At 61.4% G+C, this 24,841-nt stretch carries 23 protein-coding genes; 14 read left to right on the top strand and 9 right to left on the bottom strand.

The window, feature by feature from the left end:
* Positions 1–5 precede the first annotated feature (5 nt).
* Together C8K58_RS29390 and C8K58_RS29385 are read left to right on the top strand one after the other, a co-directional pair.
* A complete protein-coding gene (locus C8K58_RS29390) occupies positions 6–959 on the top strand; it encodes a FecR family protein (RefSeq protein WP_043293201.1) in 954 nt (317 codons plus the stop codon).
* 97 nt (positions 960–1,056) lie between these two features.
* Positions 1,057–3,462, top strand: a complete 2,406-nt coding sequence (locus C8K58_RS29385; RefSeq protein ID WP_092359596.1) for a TonB-dependent receptor — start codon at positions 1,057–1,059, stop codon at positions 3,460–3,462.
* Positions 3,463–3,925: 463 nt separating this feature from the next.
* Here the strand turns inward: C8K58_RS29385 and C8K58_RS32860 are convergent, their stop codons facing one another.
* A complete protein-coding gene (locus C8K58_RS32860) occupies positions 3,926–4,063 on the bottom strand; it encodes a hypothetical protein (protein WP_158277085.1) in 138 nt (45 codons plus the stop codon).
* 170 nt (positions 4,064–4,233) lie between these two features.
* On the opposite strand from C8K58_RS32860, the gene C8K58_RS32855 reads away from it, so the two are divergent.
* From C8K58_RS32855 to C8K58_RS32850, 3 genes are all read left to right on the top strand, one after another.
* A complete protein-coding gene (locus C8K58_RS32855) occupies positions 4,234–4,683 on the top strand; it encodes a hypothetical protein (RefSeq protein ID WP_092359624.1) in 450 nt (149 codons plus the stop codon).
* Between the two features lie 291 nt (positions 4,684–4,974).
* Positions 4,975–5,130, top strand: a complete 156-nt coding sequence (locus C8K58_RS29375) for a type III secretion effector protein (protein ID WP_098480019.1) — start codon at positions 4,975–4,977, stop codon at positions 5,128–5,130.
* Positions 5,131–5,316: 186 nt separating this feature from the next.
* Complete coding sequence (locus C8K58_RS32850) at positions 5,317–6,237, top strand: type III secretion protein (RefSeq protein WP_227432274.1); 921 nt, start codon at positions 5,317–5,319, stop codon at positions 6,235–6,237.
* Positions 6,238–6,247: 10 nt separating this feature from the next.
* On the opposite strand, the gene C8K58_RS29365 is transcribed toward C8K58_RS32850, so the two are convergent.
* A complete protein-coding gene (locus C8K58_RS29365) occupies positions 6,248–7,399 on the bottom strand; it encodes an MFS transporter (protein WP_027603128.1) in 1,152 nt (383 codons plus the stop codon).
* Positions 7,400–7,746: 347 nt separating this feature from the next.
* Here C8K58_RS29365 and C8K58_RS29360 point away from each other — a divergent pair, with 347 nt between their 5' ends.
* From C8K58_RS29360 to C8K58_RS29340, 5 genes are all read left to right on the top strand, one after another.
* Entirely contained in the window at positions 7,747–8,733 is a 987-nt protein-coding gene (locus C8K58_RS29360) for a diaminopimelate epimerase (RefSeq protein ID WP_108574790.1), read from the top strand.
* Between the two features lie 310 nt (positions 8,734–9,043).
* Positions 9,044–11,065, top strand: coding sequence for a type VI secretion system tip protein VgrG (locus tag C8K58_RS29355; RefSeq protein WP_098479951.1), 2,022 nt, complete (start codon positions 9,044–9,046; stop codon positions 11,063–11,065).
* Positions 11,065–11,901, top strand: a complete 837-nt coding sequence (locus C8K58_RS29350; protein ID WP_108574789.1) for a DUF4123 domain-containing protein — start codon at positions 11,065–11,067, stop codon at positions 11,899–11,901. Before C8K58_RS29355 ends, C8K58_RS29350 begins: the two co-directional genes overlap by 1 nt.
* Complete coding sequence (locus C8K58_RS29345) at positions 11,894–12,682, top strand: hypothetical protein (RefSeq protein ID WP_108574788.1); 789 nt, start codon at positions 11,894–11,896, stop codon at positions 12,680–12,682. The genes C8K58_RS29350 and C8K58_RS29345 overlap by 8 nt, the downstream gene beginning before the upstream one ends.
* Positions 12,683–12,686: 4 nt before the next feature.
* A complete protein-coding gene (locus C8K58_RS29340) occupies positions 12,687–14,837 on the top strand; it encodes a lipase family protein (RefSeq protein WP_108574787.1) in 2,151 nt (716 codons plus the stop codon).
* A gap of 8 nt (positions 14,838–14,845) precedes the next feature.
* Here C8K58_RS29340 and codA read toward each other — a convergent pair whose 3' ends face one another.
* The 6 genes from codA to C8K58_RS29310 form a co-directional block, all read right to left on the bottom strand.
* The gene (gene codA / locus C8K58_RS29335; protein ID WP_108574786.1) at positions 14,846–16,081 is read right to left on the bottom strand and encodes a cytosine deaminase; all 1,236 of its coding nucleotides are present in this window, start codon (positions 16,079–16,081) and stop codon (positions 14,846–14,848) included.
* Between the two features lie 27 nt (positions 16,082–16,108).
* Entirely contained in the window at positions 16,109–17,314 is a 1,206-nt protein-coding gene (locus tag C8K58_RS29330) for a PucR family transcriptional regulator ligand-binding domain-containing protein (RefSeq protein ID WP_027603135.1), read from the bottom strand.
* Entirely contained in the window at positions 17,311–18,573 is a 1,263-nt protein-coding gene (gene codB, locus C8K58_RS29325) for a cytosine permease (RefSeq protein ID WP_065939378.1), read from the bottom strand. Before codB ends, C8K58_RS29330 begins: the two co-directional genes overlap by 4 nt.
* A gap of 190 nt (positions 18,574–18,763) precedes the next feature.
* Complete coding sequence (locus C8K58_RS29320) at positions 18,764–19,387, bottom strand: NUDIX hydrolase (RefSeq protein WP_027603137.1); 624 nt, start codon at positions 19,385–19,387, stop codon at positions 18,764–18,766.
* 314 nt (positions 19,388–19,701) lie between these two features.
* The gene (gene queD, locus C8K58_RS29315) at positions 19,702–20,058 is read right to left on the bottom strand and encodes a 6-carboxytetrahydropterin synthase QueD (protein ID WP_003237990.1); all 357 of its coding nucleotides are present in this window, start codon (positions 20,056–20,058) and stop codon (positions 19,702–19,704) included.
* Between the two features lie 76 nt (positions 20,059–20,134).
* Entirely contained in the window at positions 20,135–21,214 is a 1,080-nt protein-coding gene (locus C8K58_RS29310; RefSeq protein WP_027603138.1) for a hypothetical protein, read from the bottom strand.
* A 194-nt stretch (positions 21,215–21,408) separates the two neighbouring features.
* Here C8K58_RS29310 and C8K58_RS29305 point away from each other — a divergent pair, with 194 nt between their 5' ends.
* Genes C8K58_RS29305 through C8K58_RS29290 form a run of 4 tightly spaced genes read left to right on the top strand, consistent with a single transcriptional unit; the run spans position 21,409 to position 24,006 of the window.
* Positions 21,409–21,711, top strand: a complete 303-nt coding sequence (locus C8K58_RS29305; RefSeq protein ID WP_027603139.1) for a PepSY domain-containing protein — start codon at positions 21,409–21,411, stop codon at positions 21,709–21,711.
* On the top strand, positions 21,711–22,022 hold the full coding sequence (locus C8K58_RS29300; RefSeq protein ID WP_027603140.1) for a PepSY domain-containing protein: 312 nt from the start codon (positions 21,711–21,713) through the stop codon (positions 22,020–22,022). Before C8K58_RS29305 ends, C8K58_RS29300 begins: the two co-directional genes overlap by 1 nt.
* The gene (locus tag C8K58_RS29295; RefSeq protein ID WP_027603141.1) at positions 22,022–22,690 is read left to right on the top strand and encodes a response regulator transcription factor; all 669 of its coding nucleotides are present in this window, start codon (positions 22,022–22,024) and stop codon (positions 22,688–22,690) included. Before C8K58_RS29300 ends, C8K58_RS29295 begins: the two co-directional genes overlap by 1 nt.
* Positions 22,687–24,006 (top strand): sensor histidine kinase, encoded by a 1,320-nt coding sequence (locus C8K58_RS29290; RefSeq protein ID WP_027603142.1) that lies wholly within the window; start codon positions 22,687–22,689, stop codon positions 24,004–24,006. Before C8K58_RS29295 ends, C8K58_RS29290 begins: the two co-directional genes overlap by 4 nt.
* Positions 24,007–24,073: 67 nt before the next feature.
* On the opposite strand, the gene C8K58_RS33275 is transcribed toward C8K58_RS29290, so the two are convergent.
* Positions 24,074–24,829 (bottom strand): methyl-accepting chemotaxis protein, encoded by a 756-nt coding sequence (locus C8K58_RS33275; protein ID WP_371263343.1) that lies wholly within the window; start codon positions 24,827–24,829, stop codon positions 24,074–24,076.
* Positions 24,830–24,841: the final 12 nt, after the last annotated feature.

Raw genomic sequence — 24,841 nt, 5'->3', positions numbered from 1 at the left:
CTTCCATGATGGATAACCGTGCCCGCGACGAAGCCGCGCAATGGTTTGTACGCCTGCAAGACGCTGGGTTGGACGCCACCGAGCGCGAGCGTTTCGATGCGTGGCGCAGTGAAAAGCCCGAACACCAATATGAATTCGATGTGCTGCAAGGCCTGTGGAGCGCCGCCGACCTGGTGCCCAAGGCCCGCTTGCAGGCGTTGGGCGAGGCGTCGGCCGAGCGTCCAAAACGTCGCGGCGTGTTGCGTTACGCCGTCGCGGCCAGTGTGGTCGCCGTGGCCTTGGGGCTCGGCTTGTTCAGCGGCCTTGATCATCCGAAGCCCTACCGGGCCGATTTCAGCACGCGCCTGGGTGAGCATCGCCAGGTGGCATTGCCCGACGGCTCGACGATGGATTTGAACAGCCGCAGTGTTGTCTCGGTGCACTACGAAAAAGGCCGCCGCAGTGTTGAACTCAAGCAGGGCGAGGCCATGTTCAGTGTCGAGCATGACACCCGCCGTCCCTTTGTGGTCGCCGCCGGTGCAGGGCAGGTGACGGTCACCGGAACGCGCTTTGATGTGCGTCGCGATGATGACCAGACCCGTGTGGTGGTCGAGGCCGGTACGGTGAAGGTGCAGGGGCGCTCGCCGAACGAGGGGGTGACGCTGACGGCGGGGCTGGGGACCCATATCAATGACCAAGGCCTGGTGGCAGCGTCCTACGCAGTGAATACCGAGGAACTGACGGCCTGGCGCAGCGGCAAACTGGTGTTCAACAACGCCTCCCTGGGTGAAGTCGCCCGTGAGGTGTCGCGTTATCGCGAGCGCCCGTTGCGCGTCAGCACACCCGCCGTTGGCAACCTGCGACTGACCAGTGTGTTCAAGGCCAATGATACCGATGCCTTGCTCAAGGCTTTGCCCCATATCCTGCCCGTGGCCCTGCGAACCCTGCCGGATGGCAGCCAGGAAATTATTTCGCGCTGAGATTCAGGTTTTTTCCGAGTTCTTCGTCTTCTCCTGCAGCTGCAACTGGTTTGCATTAACAGCCGCATACTCTTGCGATTACAGGACTGGGGTCGACGTGAAAAACTGTGCCGTTCACAACAATAAAATCTCCCGCTGGGCGCCGCTTGCCCTTGCGCTCGCTGTCAGTGCCGCAGTGCCGGCAGCCTATGCTGGCGACGCTATCCATATCCAGGCCCAACCCCTGGGGAGCGCGCTGAGCCAACTGGGGCAGCAGACGTCCCTGCAAGTGTTTTTCAGCCCCGACCTGGTCGCCGGCAAGCAGGCCCCCGCAGTAGATGGCAACCTGTCGGCGGAACAGGCCCTGCGCCAATTGCTGCAAGGCAGTGGCCTGGACTATCAGATCGACGCCGGTTCCGTGACCCTGCGCCCGCTCGGCAGCGGCGCCGGTGACGCCGGTTCGCCCCTGGAACTGGGTGCCACCGACATCAGGGTGGTCGGCGACTGGCTTGGGGATGCCAATACCGAAGTGGTGCAGAACCACCCGGGCGCGCGTACGGTGATTCGTCGCGAAGCCATGGTGGAGCAGGGCGCGATGAATGTCGGTGATGTGCTGCGTCGTATGCCTGGGGTCCAGGTGCAGGAATCCAACGGCACAGGTGGCAGCGATATTTCCCTCAATGTCGGCGTACGCGGGCTGACATCACGTCTGTCACCACGCTCCACCGTGCTGATCGACGGGGTGCCGGCGGCATTCGCGCCCTATGGCCAGCCACAACTGTCGATGGCGCCGATTACCGCCAGCAACCTGGACAGCATCGACGTGGTACGCGGCGCCGGTTCCGTGCGTTATGGGCCACAGAACGTCGGTGGCGTGATCAACTTCGTGACCCGCGCGATCCCCGAGAAATTCTCCGGTGAAGTCGGCACCACCCTGCAAACTTCAGCCCATGGTGGCTGGAAGCACATCGAGAGCGCTTTTATCGGCGGCACTGCCGAAAACGGCATCGGCGCTGCGCTGTTGTACTCCGGAGTGAATGGCAACGGCTACCGCAACAGCAACAACGGCAACGACATCGACGACGTGATCTTCAAGACCCACTGGGCGCCGACCGACCAGGACGACTTCTCGCTGAACTTCCACTATTACGACGCCAGCGCCGACATGCCCGGCGGGCTGACCCAGAAACAGTTCGATGCCAACCCGTACCAGTCGGTGCGCGATTGGGACAATTTCAGCGGGCGTCGCAAAGACGTGTCCTTCAAGTACATCCGGCAGATCGACGACCGGACCCAGGCCGAAGTGCTGACTTATTATTCCGACAGTTTCCGCGGCAGTAACATCGCTAACCGCGACCTCGCGACCCTCGGGTCCTACCCGCGCACCTACTACACCTTCGGCATCGAGCCGCGGGTGTCCCATGTATTCGACGTGGGCCCCAGCACCCAGGAAGTCAGCGTCGGTTACCGCTACCTCAAGGAAGGCATGCACGAGCAGGCCACCAGCCTGAACCTGATCAACAACGTGCCGACGCCGGGTGGCCGCAGCGATGGTCACGTCTACCAGGATCGCACCGGTGGCACCGAGGCCAACGCCTTCTATGTGGACAACAAGATCGATATCGGCAAGTGGACCGTCACCCCGGGCATCCGTTTTGAAGACATCCGCACCGAATGGCACGACCGTCCGGTCATCCCCCTTACGGGGCCCCGCACCCAGGAAAAACGCCGCGAGGTCCATAGCCGGGAACCGCTGCCGGCACTGAGCGTGATGTACCACCTTTCCGATGCGTGGAAATTGTTCGCCAACTACGAAACCTCCTTCGGCAGCCTGCAGTACTTCCAACTCGGACAAGGCGGCAGCGGCGACCAGACCGCCAGCGGCCTGAACCCGGAAAAAGCCAGGACCTATGAGGTCGGTACGCGCTACAACGACAGTGTGTGGGGCGGGGAACTCACGTATTTCTACATCGACTTCTCGGATGAGCTGCAATACGTCAGCAATGCCGTGGGCTGGACCAACCTTGGCGCCACCAAGCACACCGGCATCGAAGCGTCGGCCCACTATGACTTGTCGAACCTGGACCCTCGCCTGGACGGCCTGACCGCCAACGCCGGCTTCACCTACACCAAGGCTACCGCCGAAGGTGACGTACCGTTCAAAGGGCGCGACCTGCCACTGTATTCCCGGGAAGTGGCAACCCTGGGCCTGCGCTACGACGTCAACCACTGGACCCACAACCTGGATGTGTACGCCCAGTCCGGACAGCGTGCACCGGGTACCACCAGCACCTACATTACCCAGGGCACCGCCGATGGGCAGTACGGTGATATCCCGGGCTATGTCTCGGTCAACGTGCGCAGTGGCTACGACTTTGGCGAACAACTGTCGAACCTGAAGCTGGGGGTGGGGGTGAAAAACGTCTTTGACCAGCAGCACTACACCCGCTCCAGCGACAACAATGCCGGGCTGTACCTGGGCGAGCCGCGTACGTTTTTTGTACAGGCCAGCGTCGGGTTCTGACCTTTATCGGCTTGGAAAAGTCGCAGTCTTGCAAGAGGCTGCGATCGTTTGTCCTGTTTCTTACATCCTCGCAGCGCATATTGCGGCTGGTTCAGGAACCGTTTCCGACAGAATTGCCACACATGGGAAAGCTAAAGGGCTTCGACGTTGCGTTGGAGCGGCAAGCTGAAGATCGCGCCCACTGTAATGGAGAAAACTATGTCGGTATTGGTGTCCGATACACAGGCCTCTACCTCATCAACCTCTGACCTTTTGCAGGCCACTTCCAGGCCTGAGGTCAAAGCCCCTCGGCCAGCGACTGCCTCCAACGGCCAAACGGCTGCAAACGTCAGCTTCCTGCCTCGGGAAAACCAGAGGGGGCCCGTGTTCGGCGCGCCCTCTTCGCAGGCCCCCCGTCAGAGTGCTGCTGACAACGTGATGCGTCACTCCAGCGTGCCGGCTGCGCAGGGCCTGATGAATACGGTCAGACACTGGATGGGCCCTTGGTTTGGCTGGAATCGCCCACAACCAGGTCCTGGCTGCTGCAATCCGCCGCCGAGGCCGAATCCTGGCTGCTGCAGTCCGCCGCCGAGGCCGAGTCCTGGCTGCAGCAATCCGCCACCACGCCCCTATCCTAGCGTGGGTAAACCGTATCCACCCGCGCCGGGCTGGCCTGATCCGACGTACTCGCTGAAAAGCAATGACGAGTTGGCGCAACAGTTACGTGACAATTTCAATGCCTTCAGGGACCGCAGCAACCCTGGGTATGTCAGCGTTGACAGTATCTATGGGATGGCGAAAAAAACCTGGTCTCCCAATCCGGTCACGAACGCGAACATTCGCCTGGCCAACGAATTGCTACGACGTCCGGAAGTGTTGGGCGCCCTGGACCGGCACTCTTCTACCGGTGCACTGGATGGCCTGATCGACCGGCAAAATGTGAACATCGTGGTCAAGGGGGAAAACTACTTCAAGTACAAGACCGACAAGGAAATGGCCGGTGAAATGCTTGAGCATTTCGGCGAGTTGAAACGTAATCCCTGGGAGCGGGAGCTGAGCTTCAACCACCTGAGGAGCCTGGCGGCCCAGGAGCAGACAGGCGATTCGCCCATGGATCATCTGATCCAACTGTCCCAGGAAATGCTCAAGCGCAGTGACGTGTTGAGGAAAATGGACAATCTCGCCGGTCGTGATGATGACGGCCGGATCAGTTGGCAAGCGCTTTATCAGCTTTCCCGCTGACCGCCCGCCAGGCGCCGCCATTGAATGACGTGCCTGGCTCAATTTTGTCAGGAACTGTTTACGCCGACTGACCACATAGTTCATAGGCACCGGCCTTGATCAAACCGGTCGGCTTTCAGATTCCGTGTGGAGGGCTAGCAAATGACGTCAAGCTCGTTTCACCCGCCCCAGCCCAGCTGTCATGAGCTCTTTCGCAATACGGATGATGGCGATCCGACTGTACCCACGGGTGACATCGTTGCGCACGAGCCCCCGGCCCCGGCCGATGTGCATGCTGTCGAAGCCAGGCGCATGAGGGCTTTTGCCGGTCAGCGCAAATTCCAGGCGCCGGTCGAGGAAGACTTTTCCCGGGGCATGCTCGCGACCGGGCAGGTCGCGAGTGATGACGCCAAGGCCCCCAGATATTCCAGGCTGATCAATAGCCTGACGACCTGGTTGCGTCGGTAAGGGTGGGAATCTCCGTACCTTCTGGTCGTTGTTTACATGCTGTCATTGGTATTCATCGGTTGTCCGGAACTGTTGTGTTTGTCCAACCACACATGGGGTACTTGCCGGTGGAATCCATTCGCTGATTCCGTCTGGGGGTGGTGATCACCGGGCAGGTATGTATCGGAAACGCGTTGGAGAAAACCCATGACGATCGAGGGTGTACCCCCTCATGGTCTGCCCTTGGCACTGGACGAGCCGGCTTTACGGTCTACAGTGCCAGCGCCGCTCACGCCCTCTGGAACCTGGCAGGGGGCTGTTCCTGCGCGCCCCGACGGCGTGTCGCGGGTGCCTCTGGTGCTGCGCGGGACAACGTCGGTGCTGCGCCAGCGAGCGCTGCAGAACCTGCCCGCTGCTACGCGCGCGAACCTCGCCCAGCCCGGCGTAACGTCCACCGACAGCCAACTGGCGTTGGCCCTGGAAAAGGATTTTGGCAGGCTGTACCCCTTCCTGAACGACGGGCGTTTGACCTGCTCGTCATTGCAGCGTGTTGCAGACGAACGTATGGGGAAAAGCGAGGAGTTGGACCGGACGATTCAAGTGGTCAGCGAGATTCTCAAGCGCCCGCGGTTGAGCGATGCAATTTTGAGCCGCGACGGCGATATCACCCGGGACAGTCTCAGGGCGGCCGCCCAAACGCTACAGGGGAACAGCTCGCCAAGTGTGTTCAGCCAGGACCCGTTCCATGCCCAGGGCAATACCCAGGTGGTGCTGGCCCTGCAGGGCCAGTTCGAACAATTGAGGGATAAATCGCAGGATCGGACGTTCTTCTTTGAACAACACCAGTACGTTGAAATCGCCACGCTCAAGGCCGTCATGCAGGACCCGCATGCCGTTGATCAAGAGGGTGCGCCTGTGCTGGATCCTTCCTCCGGCATGCCCCGGCCCAGGTACAGCGAGCTCTGTGTCTACACGGCGAAGAACATTCTTGAGCGGCCAGGTCTGCTGCCTTCGCTGGTACGTGCGAACGGCACACGATTGTTTGGTCCACCGCAAAAGGACGGCTGGCTCAGTAACAAAAGCCTCGAGCGTTGGCTGGAACAGGACAAGGCCCGCAAAGCGCGCTGATGTGCGGGGGTCATACCTTGAGGACCTTGCCGCTCAGGGATACACCGGCGAGCAGTACTGCGATCAGCACAAAGGCACTGCTCAGGCTGCTGCCATGGGCAATGAAGCCGATCACTGCGGGGCCGGCAAGAATCCCGGCATACCCCAAGGTCGTGATGGCAGGCACGGCAATATGTTCCGGCATCACCGTTTGCTTGCCGACGGCGGTGTACAGCACCGGCACGATATTCGAGCAACCGGCACCTACCAGCGCATACCCCAGCAATGCGGTTTCCCAGGCTGGCAATAACGTTGCCAGCAACATGCCAGCAGTGGCCAGTGCACCACCGATCACGATCACGCGGGTTGCGCCCAGGCGCCGCACGATGGCATCGCCGGTCAGGCGCCCGGCAGTCATGGTCAGGGCGAAGGCTGCGTAACCCAGGCCGGCGTAGGCCTCGTCCAGACCGCGTTCGGCACTGAGGAACACGGCGCTCCAATCCAGTACGGCGCCTTCTGCCAAAAACACGATAAAGCACAGACAGCCGATGAACAGTACTACGCCGTGGGGGATCGCAAATGCCGGACCCGAACTTTCACTGCCGTAGGGCAACAAATGGGGCCCGGCCTTGAGCAGCGCCAGCGCCATGATGACGATCACCACCAGGGTCGCCTGCAGAGGTGACAGACCCAACCCCAGCAGCCCGGCAACCCCGGCCGCGCCGACGATCCCTCCCAGGCTGAACAAGCCGTGGAAGCCCGACATCATGGTTTTGCCACTGGCGCGCTCAACAATCACCGCTTGCAGGTTCACCGTGGAGTCCACCGTGCCAAGGCCCGCGCCAAACAGGAACAATCCGGCGATCAGTAACGGAATCGAGCTGACCGTGGCCAGCATGGGCAAGGCCAGGCAGATCATGATCGTGCCGGCGCTCAGCACACGTCGGCAGCCATAACGAGACGCCAGCGCACCGGCGGCCGGCATGGCGATGATAGACCCCACCCCCAGGCACAACAGCAGCAGGCCCAGGGTGCCTTCACTCAGTTCGGCGCGTGCTTTGGCGTATGGCACCAACGGCGCCCAGGCAGCAATGCCGAAGCCGGCGATGAAAAATGCGATACGGGTCGACATTTGTTCCAGCCGCCCGGGAACCACGGGTGCTGAGGTGGGGATGGCAGTCATGAAAAAATCCTTGGTTTTGCGTTCAGCGAACGATGTCCGGCGCGATATCCTTGCACATCAGGCCCTTGGGGGCGAGCCGGGTTCCCCCCGAGATCAGCGGCGATGATTTCTTTTTGCAATTCGGGAACGCCATGGGCGTTGGCAACCACACACGAAGTGTCTTTGCAGAAGGCGTTCTGGAAGGTGTGTAATCCCTGTGGGAACTGGTGAACCCCCGGGTTTTGCACGGTGGATTACCACCTTCCAGGCCGCCTCCCACATACCCTGCATTGTGTAATACGCTGCTGGTCCAACCCTGTAGGCAACCGAGCGGACGCACCGATGAAGATTGCAAGGCAAGTGGCGCCATGACCCAGTTCTATGACGCACGTGGCAACATTTACGGGGTCGCCAGCCCGGCGTTTTTACGAAAGCAGGGTATCGAGGTGCCCAATAACGCCGCACAGGCCGCGAGGACTCGCGAGGGTTGGGCTGCATCAGCCATAAGCTCCGAATGCGAGTGGGGTTCGATACCGCGCCCGGTCGATGCCAAGGCTCACCGCTGCGATGGCTTGCTGGTGGGCCCGTTCCAGGCCGAGCCGCCGTTTGACCTGTTGATCGTGAACACCGACGGCTCCCTGGCCGAGCGCAGTGGCAATGGGTTGACGATTTTTGCCCAGGCGCTTACTGACCAGGGCTTGATGACCGAGGCCTGTGATTTGCGCGTGCATCATGACCAGCCTGACGGGGTGTCGCCGTTGGTGACTCGGGTCGAGCCTGCTGTCTATGGGCACCGCTCTGGATTCTGGCTGGCATTGGGTTTGCCCGGGTTCGGGCCGTCGGCCGTGGGGGCGCAGGGGGTTGAGCAGGTGTTCCAAGGCGACATTGAACTGAGCCATGTGAAGGCGTTGGCGGCGATCAACCCACAGTGGGCGCACAGTCAGTTTGTGCGTGTGGGCAATCCTCATTGTGTGACCCTGGTCGAACACCTGTCAGCCTTGCCGGACAATCTGCAGATGCAACAGCCAGCGCTGTTCGAACCGTTGCAGGCAATTGCCTTCGCCCCCCCGGCAGGAAGCGGCGAGCCATGCTTGGCCGGCGTCAATTTGCAATGGGTCGCCAGGCAATCCGGCAACCGGGTGGTTGCCCGGGTGTTCGAGCGGGGAGAGGGCCCCACGGCGTCCTCCGGCACCAGCGCCAGTGCCGTCGCCTGTGCGGCGTGGCGAGCGGGTTGGGTTGAGGGGGGTGAAGTCGCGGTGGTGATGCCGGGTGGCACTGCGCCGGTACGTTTGCATACCCAGGTCGATACGCTGCTGAGCGTCAGTCTGTTCGGGACTGCACTGCCTCGGGCATGAAGTCTTTTGAGCAGTTGACGCCCTGAGTGGGTGTCAGCTGTTTCGCTATTGATTAATTGATCAGACAAAAGTTGGTGTAGGGCATTTCTTATGTTTAAGAAGTGGCTCATTGACTCGATTTATTATTTTGTAAAAGACACTTCAATCTCAGTCGTACGAAACTTCTTTTTTATTTTTTCGGGGCCGATTTTTTCCTGGAAACGCTAAGCTTCAAGGCGTTCAGGCGCTTTTCCTCGGCAACTTATTTCATGTTTGGCGGGGGAGGTATCTCAGTCCGGTAATAACTATCGATATTGGCGGGTAACAACGGATGGTTAACGCGTTTGTTTCGTCACGTTTCAAATTAATCCTTCCAGGCATAAAGACTGACTTTCAAGTACTGGCGTTCAACGGTCAGGAGGTGCTTGATCAGCCGTTTTTCATCCAGGTGCAGGTGGTCAGCGAAAACCCTTCGCTGGACCTGGAGTCACTGCTCCACCAGCCTGCCTACCTGGTTTTTGGCGATGCGAATGAAGGCCTGCACGGGCAGGTTTACGCGATTGGCCGCGACGACCCCGGGCGGCGGCTCACCCGCTATCACCTGACATTGGCGCCGAGTCTCGCCTACCTTGCCCATCGACGCGACCAGCGGATTTTCCAGCAGCGCAGTGTTCCGCAGATCATCGCGGCAGTCCTCGAACACCACGGCATCCTGGCCGACCGCTACGCCTTTGAGTTGGGGCCGGTGGTCTACCCGCCGCGGACGTTCTGCGTGCAATACGCGGAAACCGACCTGCATTTCATCCAGCGGCTGTGTGAAGAGGAGGGCATTCACTACCACTTCCGTCACAGCGAGCACCAGCATGTGCTGGTGTTTGGCGACGACCAGACCGTATTTCAGCGCCTGCCTGCGCAGCGTTATTCAGCTGCCGGCGGCCCGCTGGCCGAGACACGGGTTATCCAGCGTTTCGACGTACGCCTGGCGACCCGCAGCCAGCGAACGGTGCGTCGTGATCATGACTTCGAGCATCCGTCCTTATGCCTGCAAGACAGCGCGGGTTCTGCCTCAGCGCAACCCCTTGAGGACTACCGCTACCCGGCTGGGTTTACCGGCCATGCACGGGGGGCTCGCCTGGCGCGCAGGGGGTTGGAGCGCCTTCAGATCGGCCGATATCGTGCATTGGGCAAGAGCGACCAAGCGGTGCTGCGCAGTGGGCACTTCCTTGAGCTGCACGACCATCCGGATCCGGCCTGCAATGATTTATGGTTGATCACTTCGATCCGTCACGAGGGTTATCAACCGCAGGTGCTGGAGGATGCGACTGGTGAGGAGGTGGATGCATTCCAGGGGTATCGCAACCGTTTCACCGCGACACCCTGGAGTGCGCCGTATCGACCCCCTCTCAAGTACCCCAAGCCGACCATCCACGGCACCCAGACCGCCACGGTGACCGGGCCTGCCGGCGAGGAGGTGCATTGCGATGCATACGGCCGGGTGAAAGTACGGTTTCACTGGGACCGACTGGACAAGAGCGATGACACAAGCAGTTGTTGGGTGCGGGTGGCATCGGGTTGGGCCGGAGACGGGTTTGGCGCAACGATGATCCCGCGGGTGGGCATGGAAGTGCTGGTGACGTTCCTGGAGGGCGACCCGGACCAGCCGCTGATCAACGGTTGCCTGGCCAATGCGTTGCACATGCCGACCTATTCCTTGCCGCAACACAAGACCCGCAGCGTCTTGCGCAGTCGCAGCACCCCGGGCGGAGGCGGCGGCAACGAATTGCACCTGGAAGACCGCCGTGGCAAGGAGCTCATCTACCTTCGTGCCCAGCGGGACCTGGAGCAGCAGGTGGGGCATGACAGTCGCCTGGAAGTGGCCGGTGAGCGGCGTGAAATCATTCGAGGGTTAAGTACGGCGCACCTGGAAAGCGAGGAGCATCGTCACGTCACCGGTGACCGCAAGGTTGCACTCAACGCCAGCGATCATCTGGACGTGCAGGGCGACAGCCGGACCTATGTCGGGCAAACCCTGATGATTGAAGCCGGGCAACAGGTGCATCTCAAGGCCGGCGCCAGCCTGGTTATCGACGCGGGCGTACAACTGAGTTTCAAGGCCGGCGGAGAGCACCTGGTGATCCAGGCAGGCGGCATTTTCAGCAGTCGGCCCATCACCCTCGGTGGAACCCCGTCCGCGACCAGGTCGGCGAACGCCCTGTTGGTTGCGCAGAGCCCGAAAATCTCCGCCACACAGGGCGCCATCATGCACTTGGCCAGGCAACTGGATGCGGACTTCTGCCCGCTATGCGAGGACTGCCGCGAAGGCCTCTGCACTGTCGGCGGGAGGGCGGCCTGATGGAAAACCTTCCAAGCCGATGGATGAGCCAACAGCAACAGGCGGGGCACAGGCTGTGCCTGATGCTTGAGGGAAATCACGCAGCGTGCCAGCCAATGTTGGCGGCACGCGGTTTTCCAGCGTACTGCCGCCTCTACGCACAAACCCCACTGGCGGAAATGGCCATGGCTGGCCCCGTGATCCTGTTGCTGGATCAGGTAGGGGAGCCCGCGTTGCTCGATCTTCTGCAAGAACCAGAGATGAATTGGGGCTGGCTGGGCAGCTTGCCAGACGCGGACCTGACGGACATGTCCCGGCATTGGCGCGACCGGCTGCTGGTCGGACCGGAGAATAACCGGACGCTGTACCGCCTTCACGACAATCGTACGTTGGCGCGCGCACTGAACCATCTGGGCCTTGAACACTGGCCAGCATTCCTCGGCCCACTGATCAGTGTGTGCTACTGGCATGAAGGCAGTTGGCACTGTGGCGACAACCCTGCCCCCGGTGACTATCCGGTGCCCGAGCCAGCCCCCTGGCTGAACACGCCCAACCCGAATGCCAGCGCCATCCTGCACGCCAATATCCTGCGTTATCTGCTGGCTGAACATAGTGAAGATCTGGCGGCATTGGTTGAGTTCCAAGACCCCAGGGTCTGGCTGACCCAAGTGTTGGAACAGGCTCGCAGTTGGCGATGGAGCCAGCCGGAACAGTTGGAGTTTCTGGTCGTGCGACGGTTGGAAGAGGCCACTCGCAGCAGTGGGATTCGTTGGCAGCCGACGGTTGGAGAAACACCGCAGGATCACTTTGAACGAGTTAAGCAGCAGTGGCTCATGTTGGAGAACAAGGATGAGTAAGCGTGTATGGGGCGTGCTGCTTGCACTGGCGATGGCGGGACTTTCGGGGTGTGCGATGAAACCGGTAGATCACTTTACATTGGAGGTGGATTTACCAGCGGAATTTAAACTTAAAACGGCCGCCAACTATGGGCCTGCAACGGGTGAGACCTGCACCTTGCCAAGGCGCCGAGGCAAGAGGCCGGAGCGGAAGGTCTTTTTTACCGAGTACAAGCCGGTGGCGAGTCGTGCGAGTTATGAGTTGCCTCTGAGTGAGACGGTACAGGGGTGTCCGTTGGTGCTGCGAAGTGTGGATTTTGATCTTTATGCGAAGTGGGGCAAGCGGGATTCGGACGTTGGGGGGGATATAGGGGGGATTTCCATTAGGGATCGTTTTGACACTGATGTGCCAGAGATGCCAGTCACGGGAATTCAGCAGTTGCTTGGGCAATGTCAATGGTTGTTCCGGACTGCAGGGCCACAGCAGACAATTATAAAAATACTTAAATGCAATTCTTTGGATGCTGCGGGTCAGCTGCAAAAAACGCTAGCAGGTGGAATTGCACGACGAGATCAGCTACCGGGGAAAAAACTCAGGTTGGTACTCGTATTAACTGACAAGGAGCAACCTGCTTTCGGTGATAGGTGGATAGCTTTTCCGGGCGGGTGGAAACGTTGTAAAGGTGAAAGTTTCGAGGACGTGTTCGCCTATTGTGACGGTAATACTACGGACTTCAAGCCCGTGAAAATGCCGGATGGGCGCATATGTGATGTCTATCCAACGTGCAGTAATAAGGAGTGAAATCATGGCTCAGGACGCATGGAAGCAACCTTTTTTCAGTGACAAGATGCCCGCGTGCTCATTGAGAGGCGTTTGGGTGAGCTTTTGCTTGGTGGATGAAACAGGTTGTGGAAAGCCATACGGCGGCCTTCCATTTACGATCTATGACAGCGCAGGAGTTCGGTATGAGGGACGATTAGATGGAGACGGGTTTGCCAAACTACAAGGTCTTTATTGTGGTCCGGCAGTTCTTATGTTGGATGATCAATACACTGGAAAAGAAGAACCGTACCGGGAACTGAGGACTCGCCGGACTTACCAATTGCCTATCTCAGAACTTCAGATTCGTGCTGAAAAAACGCGCTTTACAAATACTACTGGTCGGCGAACGGAGACTAATCCTTCACGACAGAGCTCAGATCGGTTTTACCAAGTTGAAGTGAGCGACTTGGTTCGCCATATCGCCCATCTTCCCCCTGTGGAAAAAACACCCCACCGCCCCCAGCGCCACGCACTAAAAATGATGTCCGACCTGGGCTTTGGCCCGCCCCAGCCAACCTTATCGGGTATCGTGCTGTTCCCCAGCCAGCATACCGTTCTCGAAGTCCGACCGCTGCGAGCCTTGCGCCCGATGCTCTCCACTGAAGATGAGTTCTGTGCTTTGAACCTGTATCAGTTGGCTTTGTTTGCAGCGTTGAGTTACTGCGATTTTGGGCAGGAACCCTCAAAGAAACCCGTTGATAAAGTCCATTTCCCGCTGGACCCCAGCGTTGGGAATCTGTTTGGCAAGCAACTGTCTGGATACCGTGAAGCCTGGCGAGTTGATCCCGAGCAAACCCGGCGATTTTTCCCTCTTTATGAAGATGTCCCTTATTCCAGGCGCTTCGAAATCCTGCCCTTCGACCCTGAGTTGTACCTGCAAAATCGCCCGGAGTTGGGCGAGAAACAGGAACATCCCGCAAGCTTGCACTTCTTTGATGACGAAAAAGACGGCACTGACACCCAGGCGTTCATCACCCATCACGATGAGGTGATCCTGATTTCAGTGCGCGGAACGTTCAGCACGGCCGACGCACTACGGGATGCAAACGCCCATCAGGTTGCATTCGCCGACGGGGTCGGCAAGGCACACGAAGGTTTCTATCAGGCTTACCGGGCTGTGCGTGACTTCGTACTGCGTTACCTCAGTCAATTTCACATAGATCAACGAATAGTCATTTGCGGTCATAGCTTGGGCGGCGCAATTGCGTTGTTACTGGCAGAAGCGTTACGTCGTATTCCTGAGCGTAACTACAACATCCTCCTCTACACCTACGGCGCCCCCCGCGCCGCCGATGCCGAGTTCACTGCCGGCGCTTCCGCGTTGGTGCACCACCGCATCGTCAACCACAACGACCCGGTCCCCAGCGTCCCGGCGCCTTGGATGAACACCACCGCCAAACTCTGGATCCCCGGTGCCGTCACGCTATTCAGCGCCCCCATGGCCGGGGGCCTGTTGTTCGCCGCCGGCCTGGTGCGTATTGGCGGCAACCCCTACCAACACCACGGCGATCAACAGCACTTCATGCCGATCGTGCTCCCGGACGGTACGCATTCGTCCGTGCTGTGGAAGCCGGGCTGCGAGTCCATTGAAGAAGCCGGCCGCAACCGGGCATGGCAAACGCGCGGTGACATGCCCGATCGCGAAGGCCTGATCAAACAGTTGGTGCAATACAAGCAGCATTTCATGACCGCCAGCTACATCCCGGCCGCCTGGGCGACGTTGCGTCGCTGGCAACAGGCTGTGGATAGCAACGGTCCTCTGGTGACCCAACGGGAGTTTGAACTGCTCGACCACGCCCTTGCGACCATGGGCAAGCAACTGCAAGACAAGCGGCGTGAACTGACTCGACAGCGCCCGGCCAACGACCGTGCCTATGAATACCATGAGCCGCTGAACGCTGAGATCGACCGTCTGTACACCAGTCGCGAACGCCTGCAAACCCTGCGCTGGCGTCGCCTTGAAGCGCGTGATGTCTACGGCAGCCATAGCCACTGCTCCAACCTGCAACCCAGTCTCAAGCGCTGGTTCCGCCATCGTGAAAACCAGGCGTTGCCTCAGGTCGCGAGCATCCCTCCCGCTGCGCAGAGTGAGCTGGGGAGGGCACAGCCGCTGGATCTCGACTCAATCGTCTGACTGGGTGCTTAGACAAACTCCACCTGCGCGGGCTGGCGCTTCATCAACACCTTGCCGTGGCGAATCGAATACAGCGGCAGCCCTTGGCTGCGAATCACCTCGTAGTCGCTGTCGGCCGAGAGGATCAGCAGGTTGGCCGGGCGCCCGGCTTCAAGGCCGTAACGGTCACCCAGGGCCATGGCCTTGGCGCTGTTGTCGGTCACCAGGTCGAGGGCGCTTTGCAGGTTGCGGTAGCCGAGCATATGGCAGATGTGCAAACCGGCTTCCAGTACGCGCAGGATGTTGCCGTTGCCCAGCGGGTACCAGGGATCGACGATGGAGTCCTGGCCAAAGCATACGTTCATGCCGGCCTCCAGCAGCTCGTTGACCCGGGTGACACCACGGCGTTTCGGGAAGCTGTCGAAGCGACCCTGCAGGTGGATGCTTTCGGTGGGACAAGAGACGAAGCTGATCCCGGAGTGCCCCAGCAGGCGGAACAGTTTGGCGCAGTAGGCATTGTCGTAGGAACCCATGGCCGTGGTGTGGCTGGCGGTGACGCGGGCGCCCATGTCGCGGCTGCGGGCTTCTTCGGCGAGTACTTCGAGGAAGCGTGAGTGCGGGTCGTCGGTTTCGTCGCAGTGCACATCCACCAGGCAGCCGGTGCGTTCGGCCAGGTCCATCAGGAACTTCACCGAACTCACGCCTTGGTCGCGGGTGTATTCGAAGTGGGGGATGCCACCGATCACATCGGCGCCCAGGCGAATGGCTTCTTCCATCAGTTCGCGGCCGTTGCGGTACGACTCGATGCCTTCCTGGGGAAAGGCGACGATTTGCAGGTCGATCAGGTGCGAGCTTTCTTCGCGCACTTGCAGCATGGCCTTGAGCGCCGTGAGGTCGGGGTCGGTGACATCGACATGGGTGCGTACATGCTGGATGCCGTGGGCGGCGAGGGCCTGGATGGTTTTTTTGGCGCGGGACCTGGTGTCTTCCTCGGTGATGGTGGCCTTGCGTTCACCCCAGCACTCGATGCCTTCGAACAGGGTGCCGCTCATGTTCCAGCGTGGTTCGCCGGCGGTGAGGGTGGCATCGAGGTGAATGTGCGGTTCGACGAAGGGCGGTATCACCAGGTTGCCGGCTGCGTCCAGGTCATTGGGCCCCACTGCCGGCGCTGTTGTGTGTGGGGTGATGCTGGCGATCCGGCCGTGTTCCAGGTGCAGATCATGCAGGCCTTCACGGTTGCGCAGGCGGGCGTTGATGATGTGCATGGGCAAGTTCCTCTTGGCTAAAAACAATCAGGCAGACAGCCGCCAGATCATCAGGGCGATGCCGATGTCCAGGCGGTCATAAGCGTTATCCAGTGTCAGACCGCACAGGGCTTCGATGCGCTGGACACGGTGCGTCAGGGTATTGCGGTGCAAGGCCAGGCGCTGGGCGGCAGCCACAAGGTTACCATTCTCGTGAAACCAGGCTTCCAGGGTCGGCATCAGGCTGGGGCCGTGGTGCAGGTCGTGACGCAGCAGCGGGCCCAGGCGTTCATTGAGGAACTGGTCGAGCAGGGCGCGATCACGGACACCGCTGAGCAGCTTGAGCACGCCCAGTTCGTCATACACGCATAGCCCGGCACGCTCGCTGAAGCGTCGTGCCGCCACCAATGCCTGGCGTGCTTCGTCCTGCGCCTGGGCCAGGCGCGCGGGTGGGTGTGCAGCGGCGCTCAGGCCGATAAACAATTTCAGCGGCGCCAGGCGCAGGTTGAGCGGGTTCAGCCAGTTGGCCAGTTGCTGGCGGTTGGCCAAGGCCGTGACGGCATCCGGTGCCGGCAGCAGCAGGGTCCATTGTCCGGCGCGCCCCAGTACCGGCAGTACCGCCGATAATTGACGCAAGCGCCGACTGATACCGTCGTGTTGTCGCGCCAGCTGTGCCTCCACCTGTGCCGCGTCCCCCTGGGCAAACAGCAGCTCACTGCCTTCCAATTGCAGCTGGGCGACCTGCCAATGCCCGGCCATTGGCATATTCAATTGCACGGCCCGATGCAGCAGCAAATCCAGGGATTGATAATCCCCGCTCAGCAAGCGCTCCAGCACGTCGTGCCGCGAGCGTCCCAGTTGCTCGGACTGGATCAGCGCCGAACCAATCGCCTGGGTCACCAGCACCATTTTCAGCGAGTAGGGCTGCTCGATCAGCGGCATGCCGGCGGCTTCGGCGGCGTCGAGCAAGCGCTGGGGAATCGCCTGGATATACGCCGCTCCCGTCAGGATCACCAACCCGGCCACTTGGCGCTGGCAGGCTTCGTCCAGCAGTTGCAGGAGGTTGGCCTCATCCCGTGGGTGGTTGATGCCGGTGACGAACACCAATTCACCGCCCAGCACCCACTCGGCGATCCCGCTGTTTTCCGCCACATAAGGCCAACGCACGACGTTATCCAGGGCGGCAGCGCCGGCGCGCAGGCGCATGGATTCCAGCCCCGGCAACGCCAGTACCTCCGCAATGGTCAGGCTCATGCCCGGGCATCAGCCAAAGGCACGCGCAGCACGGCGGTGAGTGCGACGTAGGTCAGCGACGCGGCTGCGATGCCCACCAACGGCGCGACCCACGGCGAGTTGAACGCCAGCACGGTACCCACCGCGTACGCCACCAGCCCGGCCCAGTTGAAGGCTGGCAGGCGCGCATCCGCCAGGCGCGGGTAGTGGCCGCGCCAGCGGTAGAAGAAGTCCGCCATGATCACCCCGCCAATCGGCGGAATCACCGTGCCCAGCAGGATCAGGTACGGCACCAGCATGTCGTACATACCCAGCAACGCCAGCAGGGTGCCGATCACCGCACCCGCCAAGGTCACGGTTTTGCGGCGCTTGGTGCGCAGCAGGTTGCAGCCGGCCACGGCGAAGTTGTAGATGGTGTTGTCCTGGGTGCTCCAGATATTGAGCAGCAACATGGCCATTGCCGCCATGGCGAAGCCTTGCAGCAGCAACACTTCGACCACGTCGGGCTGTTGGTAGACGATCGCGCCATAGGCGCCGATCAGCACCATCAAACCATTGCCGATAAAGAACCCGATCAGGCTGGCCAGCACCGCGACCTTGGCCGAGCGGGAAAACCGCGTCCAGTTGGTGGCCTGGGTGGCGCCGCTGACGAACGTGCCGAACACCAGGGTGATCGCGGTGGACAAATCCAGCTCGCCGGTCGGCACCACCGCCAGCAGCCCATCCAGCCCGCCGACTTTCACCGTGGCGACCCACATCGACAGCAACAGCAACAGGCCCATGGCCGGCACCGCGATGTAGGAAAGGATCTCCAGCCCGCGATAACCCACGTAGGCCGTGGCGCAGAACACCAGGCCGAACAGCACCATCAACGCCAGCACGCTGCCCTGGCTCAGCTCGAAATACTTGCCCAGCACCACGGCCGCCGTGGCGGTGCCCCAGGCGTACCAGCCGATCTGGGTGAACCCGAGGATCAAGTCACTGAGCTTGCTGCCCACCTCGCCAAAGCAGAAGCGGCCCATCAACACCGAGTTCAACCCGCTCTTGAACGCGATGTAACCCAGGCCTGCGGCGTAGATACCCAACAGCAGGTTACCCAGGGCCACCACGCCGAGCATCTCGGTGAAACTGAACGCCACCCCGAGCTTGCCGCCGGCAAACATGGTCGCGGTAAAAAAGGTAAAGCCCAGCAGCACCATGGCGGTCGACGCCAGGCCTTTGCGCGCATGCATGGGGACTTCGCTTAAGGGGTAATCGTTGCCCGGTTCTTGCTGCGTCATGTGCGTGCTCCCTGAATGAGTGACGCAGGCCTGTTGCACCGGGCGTGCCAAATCACCGGCAGTGACAGGCGCACGGTCGCCGCTGTGCACCGTGCACAGTATTTATAGCCAAACAGGCGGGGAACGCAGGCGGGAGTGTTCGCTGTGCCCAGTCGGGCACGAAAGCGGTGCAGCAGTGATACAAATTGGATCAGTCGAACAGCGTCTGCGTGGTCTCGCCGCGATGAAAGGCGAACGCCGCCTCCAGATCACTTTCGATGGTGCGTCCACGGGACAGCGGCGGTAGCTCGTCCAGGCTGAAAAAGCCCACCTCGGTGGTCTCGAACCCGGCCACCGGCGCCAGTTGATCCACCCGTTCACACAGGAAATACAACTTGTAGAAATCCCGCACATCCGGCCGGTACAACCCCTTGGCCTTGTGGGTGACGCTATACAGCGCCCGCGCAGTAACGCTCAGCCCGGCTTCCTCGCGAATTTCCTTGATGATGTTTTCCGCCGCCGACAACCCGATATCGGCATAACCACCGGGCAGCGCCCAGCAACCGTCGGTGGCCTCGCGCACCAGCAGAATCCGCTCACCCTCGATCACCGCGCCACGCACGTCGATCATCGGCGTCGAATAGCGCTGGGCGAAATCCGACACCAGCCCGGTGATGCGCTCCAGGGGCACATTGCCCAGCTGCGCCAGCATGCTGTGGGCAATCTCGGCGATTTCTTCCAGGCGTTCGCGCTCGAAATCATCGGTGCAAAAGTGCAGCCCCGTGGAGGCCAAGGCTTGCAAGCGTTTGGCCTGGGCCAGCCAGGTAGTTTCCATGGACATCTCCTCGGCCGCGAAGAAGGGCAAGGGTGGAAGGGGGCTACGGGAGGCACAAAAAAACCACCGCAAGGGTAATGCCGATCAGTTAAGAGATAGAACGGGCAAACAGTAACCTGTGGCGAGCGGGCTTGCCCCGCGTTGGGCTGCGCAGCAGCCCCAATAAGAGCGCTGCAGTGTGCCAGGCAGGTCCGGGACTGTGTTTTAGGGCTGCTGCGCAGCCCAACGCGGGGCAAGCCCGCTCACCACAGTTACAGTGTTCCTCCTTAACTGACTGGCATTAACCGCAAGAGTGGTTTTTTAACAGTGCAGGCTTACTCGCCGCGATAGATGCAGCCACTGGTGCAGGTCTCGTGGATACGGATCGCACTGAGCTCCGGCAGCAGCGGCTTGAGTTCAGTCCAGATCCACTTGGCCAGCACTTCGCTGGTGGGGTTTTCCAGGCCTGGGATGTCATTGAGGTAGTTGTGGTCGAGGCGTTCGTAGAGCGGCTTGAAAATCGCCTTGATCTCCGAGAAGTCACGAATCCAGCCGGTATGGGGATCCAGGTCGCCACTCAGGTGGATCGCCACCTTGAACGAATGCCCATGCAGGCGCCCGCACTTATGGCCTTCCGGTACGTGGGGCAGGCGGTGGGCGGACTCGAAGGTAAACTCTTTGAAGATTTCCACAGTATTTTCAGCTCGGTCAGGTATCTGGCAGGCGGCGAGTTTAACAGCTTGATCCCATGCCGCGCATACCGCTGGGTCAAAGCGCCTGCAAGCGCTCGCCCAGGCCACGGTTATCGGCCAGTTGTAGAAACTCATCCCCCAGCCGTCGGCTCTCGCTCATCGCGGTTTGCCAGTACTTGTTGCGGCTCGGGTCGTCGCCCATGAAGCGCTTGAAGTCGCTGCGGTCCGGCAGTTTGCCGTGGGGCAGGCGGGCCAGGTAGTCCTTGGATGGCGCCAGCAGCAACACATCCTGCAAACCGTGCGGGTTGCTGCGCCGCCATGGCAGGCCCTTGTCGAACCAGCCGGGGATGACCCGGTCGGTGAAGTGCGGGTACAGCACGATGTCGTCGCCGTGGTAGGGCAGGTCGAGGTGGTAGTCCAGCAGGCCGCCGTCGCGGTAAGTGCCGGTGCCGGCTCCGGGCAGGTCGCGCACGCCTTGCATCACCATGGGGATCGACCCGGACGCCAGCAATGCCTGGCGCAGGTTGCCCATGTCCAGCGCAAGGAAGCGCGAGGGGAAATCCTTCAGCGGGTGCACCGGCGGTGCCTGGCGCGGGTCGTGGATGATCAGCCGCTCGAAATGCCGCGCCAGTCGCGCACGGCCGCGCAGGTTGTCGGCAATCACCGAGGACAGGCCCAAACCCAGGCGCCCGCGGTGGTCATCGGCGAGCAGGCCGTGGCTCTTGACCACCATGATGTTCAGCCGGTAGTCGGGGTTGTCCAGCACCCGTGCATCGCGGCCGGCCAGCAGGTCGTCGAGCATGCGCTGGCAGCTGCGGCTGACTTCGGCCATGGTCACGCCTTTGGCAAAGCGTTGTTCGTTGTACAGGCGGCCGAGGTCCAGCAGGCCTTGCACCGGGTCGGGCAGGCAGGCGCTGGCAAACCGCCAGGAACCGATCGATGCGCCGATCAACGCCCGCTCCCGCGGTGCGCGCGGCAGCCAGTCGCCGAACAGCGCCAGGTCCAGGCCCTGGATTCCCAGCGCCTTGGGGCCGCCGGCCGCACCGGGAAGGGTGCCGACATCCGCAGGCTTGAGGCCCTCTTCGCGAATGCGCGCAAAGGCGCGTTTGCCGGCCTTGAGGGTCAGGGCGGGGAACTTGATGTGGATGGCTGTCATACCGGTCTCTGTTGAAGCGAGGTGCAGGTGCAAGCGTGCTCGCGAAAAACGCTAACGATACCGCGTGAATCCTGAATAAGCATCGTAGCCTGTCACGGCTGCTGGAAATTGCCATGGTGGCAATTCAGTTTCAGTTAAGTTGCAGCCGCTACCGTGGCCGGTGTAGGAAAAACATCGTGTAACGGAGACTCATCATGAAACGCCTCACTGCTCTGGTCGCCGCCGCTATCATCGCCTCCACGGCGACCCAGGCCGGAGCCGTGGACCCCGACAAACCACTGACCGTGCCCGCCACTGTTACAATTGTCGCGTTCGACCAGCTCGAAGCCACAGCCCAGGCCCTGCACCCCGGTTCAACGTTGTTGGACACCGACCTGGACGAGGCTTACGGCAAGTATGTCTATGAAGTCGAACTGCAAGATGCCGACGGCATTGAATGGGAGGTCGAATTGGACGCGCTCACCGGGCAGGTTCTCAAGAATCATCAGGATACGTAATGAAGGTAAATTTACGCGCCGGCAGTCGAGTGGCGTTGGTGCTGGTGGTGTTCTGCTCAGGCTTGCAGGCCCGCGACCTCAACCAGGACGAAGCCTTGGCGCTGCGCCAGCAGGGGGTGATCCTGCCTCTGGAGCAACTGTTGCAGCAGGCCATGGCGCGGTATCCCGGCTCGCGCCTGCTGGAAGCCGAGCTTGAGAAAAAGCACGGCCAATATGCCTACGAAGTGGAACTGGTGACCACCGACGGCGTGGTGCGCGAGATCAAACTCGACGCCACCAACGGTGTACTGATCAAAGATGAGGAAGACTGATGCGCCTGCTCCTGGTGGAAGACAACGTACCCCTGGCCGATGAACTGCTGGCCGGCCTGCAGCGCCAGGGTTATGCCGTCGACTGGCTGGCCGACGGCCGTGACGCCGCGTATCAGGGCCGCAGCGAACCCTACGACCTGATCATCCTCGACCTCGGCCTGCCCGGTTTGCCCGGCCTTGAGGTGCTGGCGCAATGGCGCGCCGCCGCACTGGCCACCCCGGTGTTGATCCTCACCGCCCGCGATTCCTGGGCCGAGCGTATCGAAGGGCTCAAGGCCGGTGCCGACGATTACCTGAGCAAACCCTTTCACCCCGAAGAGCTGCACCTGCGCATCCAGGCGCTGTTGCGCCGTTCCCACGGGCAGGCCAACCAACCCACCTTGCAGGCTGCCGGCCTGCACCTGGACGAAGGCCGCCAGTGCGTGCTGCGCGATGGCGACGAGATCCAACTGACCGCCGCAGAATTTCGCCTGTTGCGCTACTTCATGTTGCACCCCGAACAGATCCTCTCGAAAAGCCACCTGGCCGAGCACCTGTACGACGGCGAGACCGAGCGCGACTCCAACGTGCTGGAAGTGCACGTCAACCACCTGCGCCGCAAACTCGGGCGCAGCGTGATCGAAACCCGGCGCGGCCAGGGTTACCGGTTTGGCGCCAGCCCTGCATGAAGTCGATTCAGCGCCGCCTGAGCCTGGGCCTGATCAGCGTGATGGTGATCGTCGGCGTGGTGCTGGCGCAAACCAGCCTGTGGTTGTTCGAGGCCGGTTTGCAACGCTACCTGGAAGCCGGGTTGCGCAACGATGCCGAGAACCTGCTGGTCGCCCTGGTACGCGGGCCCAACGGTGTGCAACTGGATGAGCAGCGCCTGTCGCCGGCCTACCAGCGGCCGTTTTCCGGGCATTACTTCCGCATCGATTTTGCCGACACTCACTGGCGCTCCCGTTCGCTGTGGGACCAGGAATTGCCCCGACTGCCCGAGGCCGGGCTCAAGGGCAACCTGCAATTGGGCCCCGAAGGCCAGCAATTGCTGGTCCTGCGTTCGGACTACAAACGCTTTGGCCAATCGATTTCCATCAGCGTGGCCCAGGACTACACCCCGGTGCGGGAAAGTTTTCGCCTGATGCGTCGGATCGGCCTGGTGTTGGGGCTGGCGGCACTGCTGCTGGTGTTGTTTTTGCAGCGAGTCACCGTGCGTCGTGCCTTGCGCCCGCTGGAAAACGCGCGTAACCAGATCGCCCAACTGCAACAAGGCCAACGCTCGCAACTCGACACCCAGGTGCCGCTGGAACTGGAGCCACTGGTCGCCCAGATCAACCACCTGCTGGCCCACACCGAAGACAGTCTCAAACGTTCGCGCAATGCCCTCGGCAACCTTGGGCATGCGCTGAAAACCCCGCTGGCGGTGCTGTTGAGCGCCGCCTCGAGCGAGGCGCTCAAGGATCACCCCGAACTGAGCAAACTGCTGCGCGAGCAATTGGAGCAGGTGCAACAACGCCTCAACCGTGAACTCAATCGCGCCCGGCTGGCCGGCGAGACCCTGCCGGGTGCCTTGTTCGACTGTGAACAAGAACTGCCCGGCCTGCTCGCCACCTTGAACATGATCCATGGCGAACACCTGGACCTCAGCTACCACGTCGCGCCGGGCCTGCAATTGCCCTGGGACCGCGAGGATTTGCTGGAGCTGCTCGGCAACCTGCTGGACAACGCCTGCAAATGGGCGGATGCGGAGGTGCGCGTGAGCGTCAGCGAGACGCCCCACGCTTACCTGCTGGCGGTGGAAGATGACGGTCCCGGGATTCCCGAGGCCCAGCGTGGCCAGGTCTTCAGCCGCGGTGCACGCCTGGACGAACAGATCGACGGCCATGGCCTGGGGCTGGGGATCGTGCGCGACATTGTCGAGGTGTGGGGCGGGGTGTTGCAGTTGCAGGAGAGCGAACTGGGCGGGCTCAAGGCGCTGATCGAATTACCCAAGCGCCATGGCTGACACACCGTAGATCAAAATGTGGCAGGGGGCTTTCTGTGGCCCCCCCACATTGGACTGCCTGCGACCCTCAGACGCGGAACTGGTCCATCAACCCCTGCTGCTGATTCGCCAGGCTGTTCAACGCCTGGCTCACCCGCGCCGACTCATTGGCCTGTTCCGACAACGACTCGGTCACATCGCGAATGGTCGCCACATTGTGGTTGATCTCTTCGGCCACCGCGCTTTGCTCTTCGGCGGCGCTGGCGATTTGCAGGTTCATGTCGCTGATGACCGTGACCGCATCGCCGATCTGGCGCAGGGCGGTAACGGCCTCGCCGACCTGTTCGACACTGCCCTGGGCCTGGCGATAGCTGTTGCCCATGGAACCGACAACCTCTTCGGTGCCGCTCTGCAATTGTTCGATCACCAGGCGGGTTTCCTCCACCGACTCCTGGGTCCGCCGTGCCAGGTTGCGTACCTCGTCGGCGACTACGGCAAACCCGCGGCCGGCCTCACCGGCGCGGGCGGCTTCGATTGCCGCGTTGAGCGCCAGCAGGTTGGTTTGCTCGGCGATGCCGCGAATCACTTCGAGCACGGAGCCGATCTTCTCGCTGTTGGCGGACAAGCCTTCGACCTGGGCCATGGCGGTGCTCATATCGGCCGCCAGTTGGCCGATGTTGGTGGTGGTGCGGTCGATCACTGTCAGGCCGTCGCGGGTAGCCTGGTCGGCATCCCGCGCGGCATGGGCCGCCTGGGCGGCGCTGCGGGCCACGTCCTGGGCGGTGGCGCTCATTTCGTGGGAGGCGGTGGCCACCTGGTCGACCTGGCGGTACTGCTGCTCCATGCCGGCGCTGGT

It is taken from the genome of Pseudomonas sp. GV047 (genome assembly GCF_003058245.1).
GTDB lineage: Bacteria > Pseudomonadota > Gammaproteobacteria > Pseudomonadales > Pseudomonadaceae > Aquipseudomonas > Aquipseudomonas marginalis.
The sequence above is the reverse complement of the archived record's forward strand: the minus strand, read 5'-3'. Positions and strand labels throughout refer to the sequence as shown.

Coding starts and splice junctions, on each gene's coding strand:
- C8K58_RS29345 (WP_108574788.1), top strand. CDS start 11,894: ATGAGTAAGCGTGTATGGGGCGTGCTGCTTGCACTGGCGATGGCGGGA.
- C8K58_RS29360 (WP_108574790.1), top strand. CDS start 7,747: ATGACCCAGTTCTATGACGCACGTGGCAACATTTACGGGGTCGCCAGC.
- codA (WP_108574786.1), bottom strand. CDS start 16,081: ATGCACATCATCAACGCCCGCCTGCGCAACCGTGAAGGCCTGCATGAT.
- C8K58_RS32850 (WP_227432274.1), top strand. CDS start 5,317: ATGACGATCGAGGGTGTACCCCCTCATGGTCTGCCCTTGGCACTGGAC.
- C8K58_RS29295 (WP_027603141.1), top strand. CDS start 22,022: ATGCGCCTGCTCCTGGTGGAAGACAACGTACCCCTGGCCGATGAACTG.
- C8K58_RS33275 (WP_371263343.1), bottom strand. CDS start 24,829: ATGGAGCAGCAGTACCGCCAGGTCGACCAGGTGGCCACCGCCTCCCAC.
- C8K58_RS29330 (WP_027603135.1), bottom strand. CDS start 17,314: ATGAGCCTGACCATTGCGGAGGTACTGGCGTTGCCGGGGCTGGAATCC.
- C8K58_RS29355 (WP_098479951.1), top strand. CDS start 9,044: ATGGTTAACGCGTTTGTTTCGTCACGTTTCAAATTAATCCTTCCAGGC.
- C8K58_RS32855 (WP_092359624.1), top strand. CDS start 4,234: ATGGCGAAAAAAACCTGGTCTCCCAATCCGGTCACGAACGCGAACATT.
- C8K58_RS29305 (WP_027603139.1), top strand. CDS start 21,409: ATGAAACGCCTCACTGCTCTGGTCGCCGCCGCTATCATCGCCTCCACG.
- C8K58_RS29340 (WP_108574787.1), top strand. CDS start 12,687: ATGGCTCAGGACGCATGGAAGCAACCTTTTTTCAGTGACAAGATGCCC.
- C8K58_RS29390 (WP_043293201.1), top strand. CDS start 6: ATGATGGATAACCGTGCCCGCGACGAAGCCGCGCAATGGTTTGTACGC.
- C8K58_RS29320 (WP_027603137.1), bottom strand. CDS start 19,387: ATGGAAACTACCTGGCTGGCCCAGGCCAAACGCTTGCAAGCCTTGGCC.
- C8K58_RS29300 (WP_027603140.1), top strand. CDS start 21,711: ATGAAGGTAAATTTACGCGCCGGCAGTCGAGTGGCGTTGGTGCTGGTG.
- codB (WP_065939378.1), bottom strand. CDS start 18,573: ATGACGCAGCAAGAACCGGGCAACGATTACCCCTTAAGCGAAGTCCCC.
- C8K58_RS29365 (WP_027603128.1), bottom strand. CDS start 7,399: ATGACTGCCATCCCCACCTCAGCACCCGTGGTTCCCGGGCGGCTGGAA.
- C8K58_RS29290 (WP_027603142.1), top strand. CDS start 22,687: ATGAAGTCGATTCAGCGCCGCCTGAGCCTGGGCCTGATCAGCGTGATG.
- C8K58_RS29375 (WP_098480019.1), top strand. CDS start 4,975: ATGAGGGCTTTTGCCGGTCAGCGCAAATTCCAGGCGCCGGTCGAGGAA.
- C8K58_RS29350 (WP_108574789.1), top strand. CDS start 11,065: ATGGAAAACCTTCCAAGCCGATGGATGAGCCAACAGCAACAGGCGGGG.
- C8K58_RS29310 (WP_027603138.1), bottom strand. CDS start 21,214: ATGACAGCCATCCACATCAAGTTCCCCGCCCTGACCCTCAAGGCCGGC.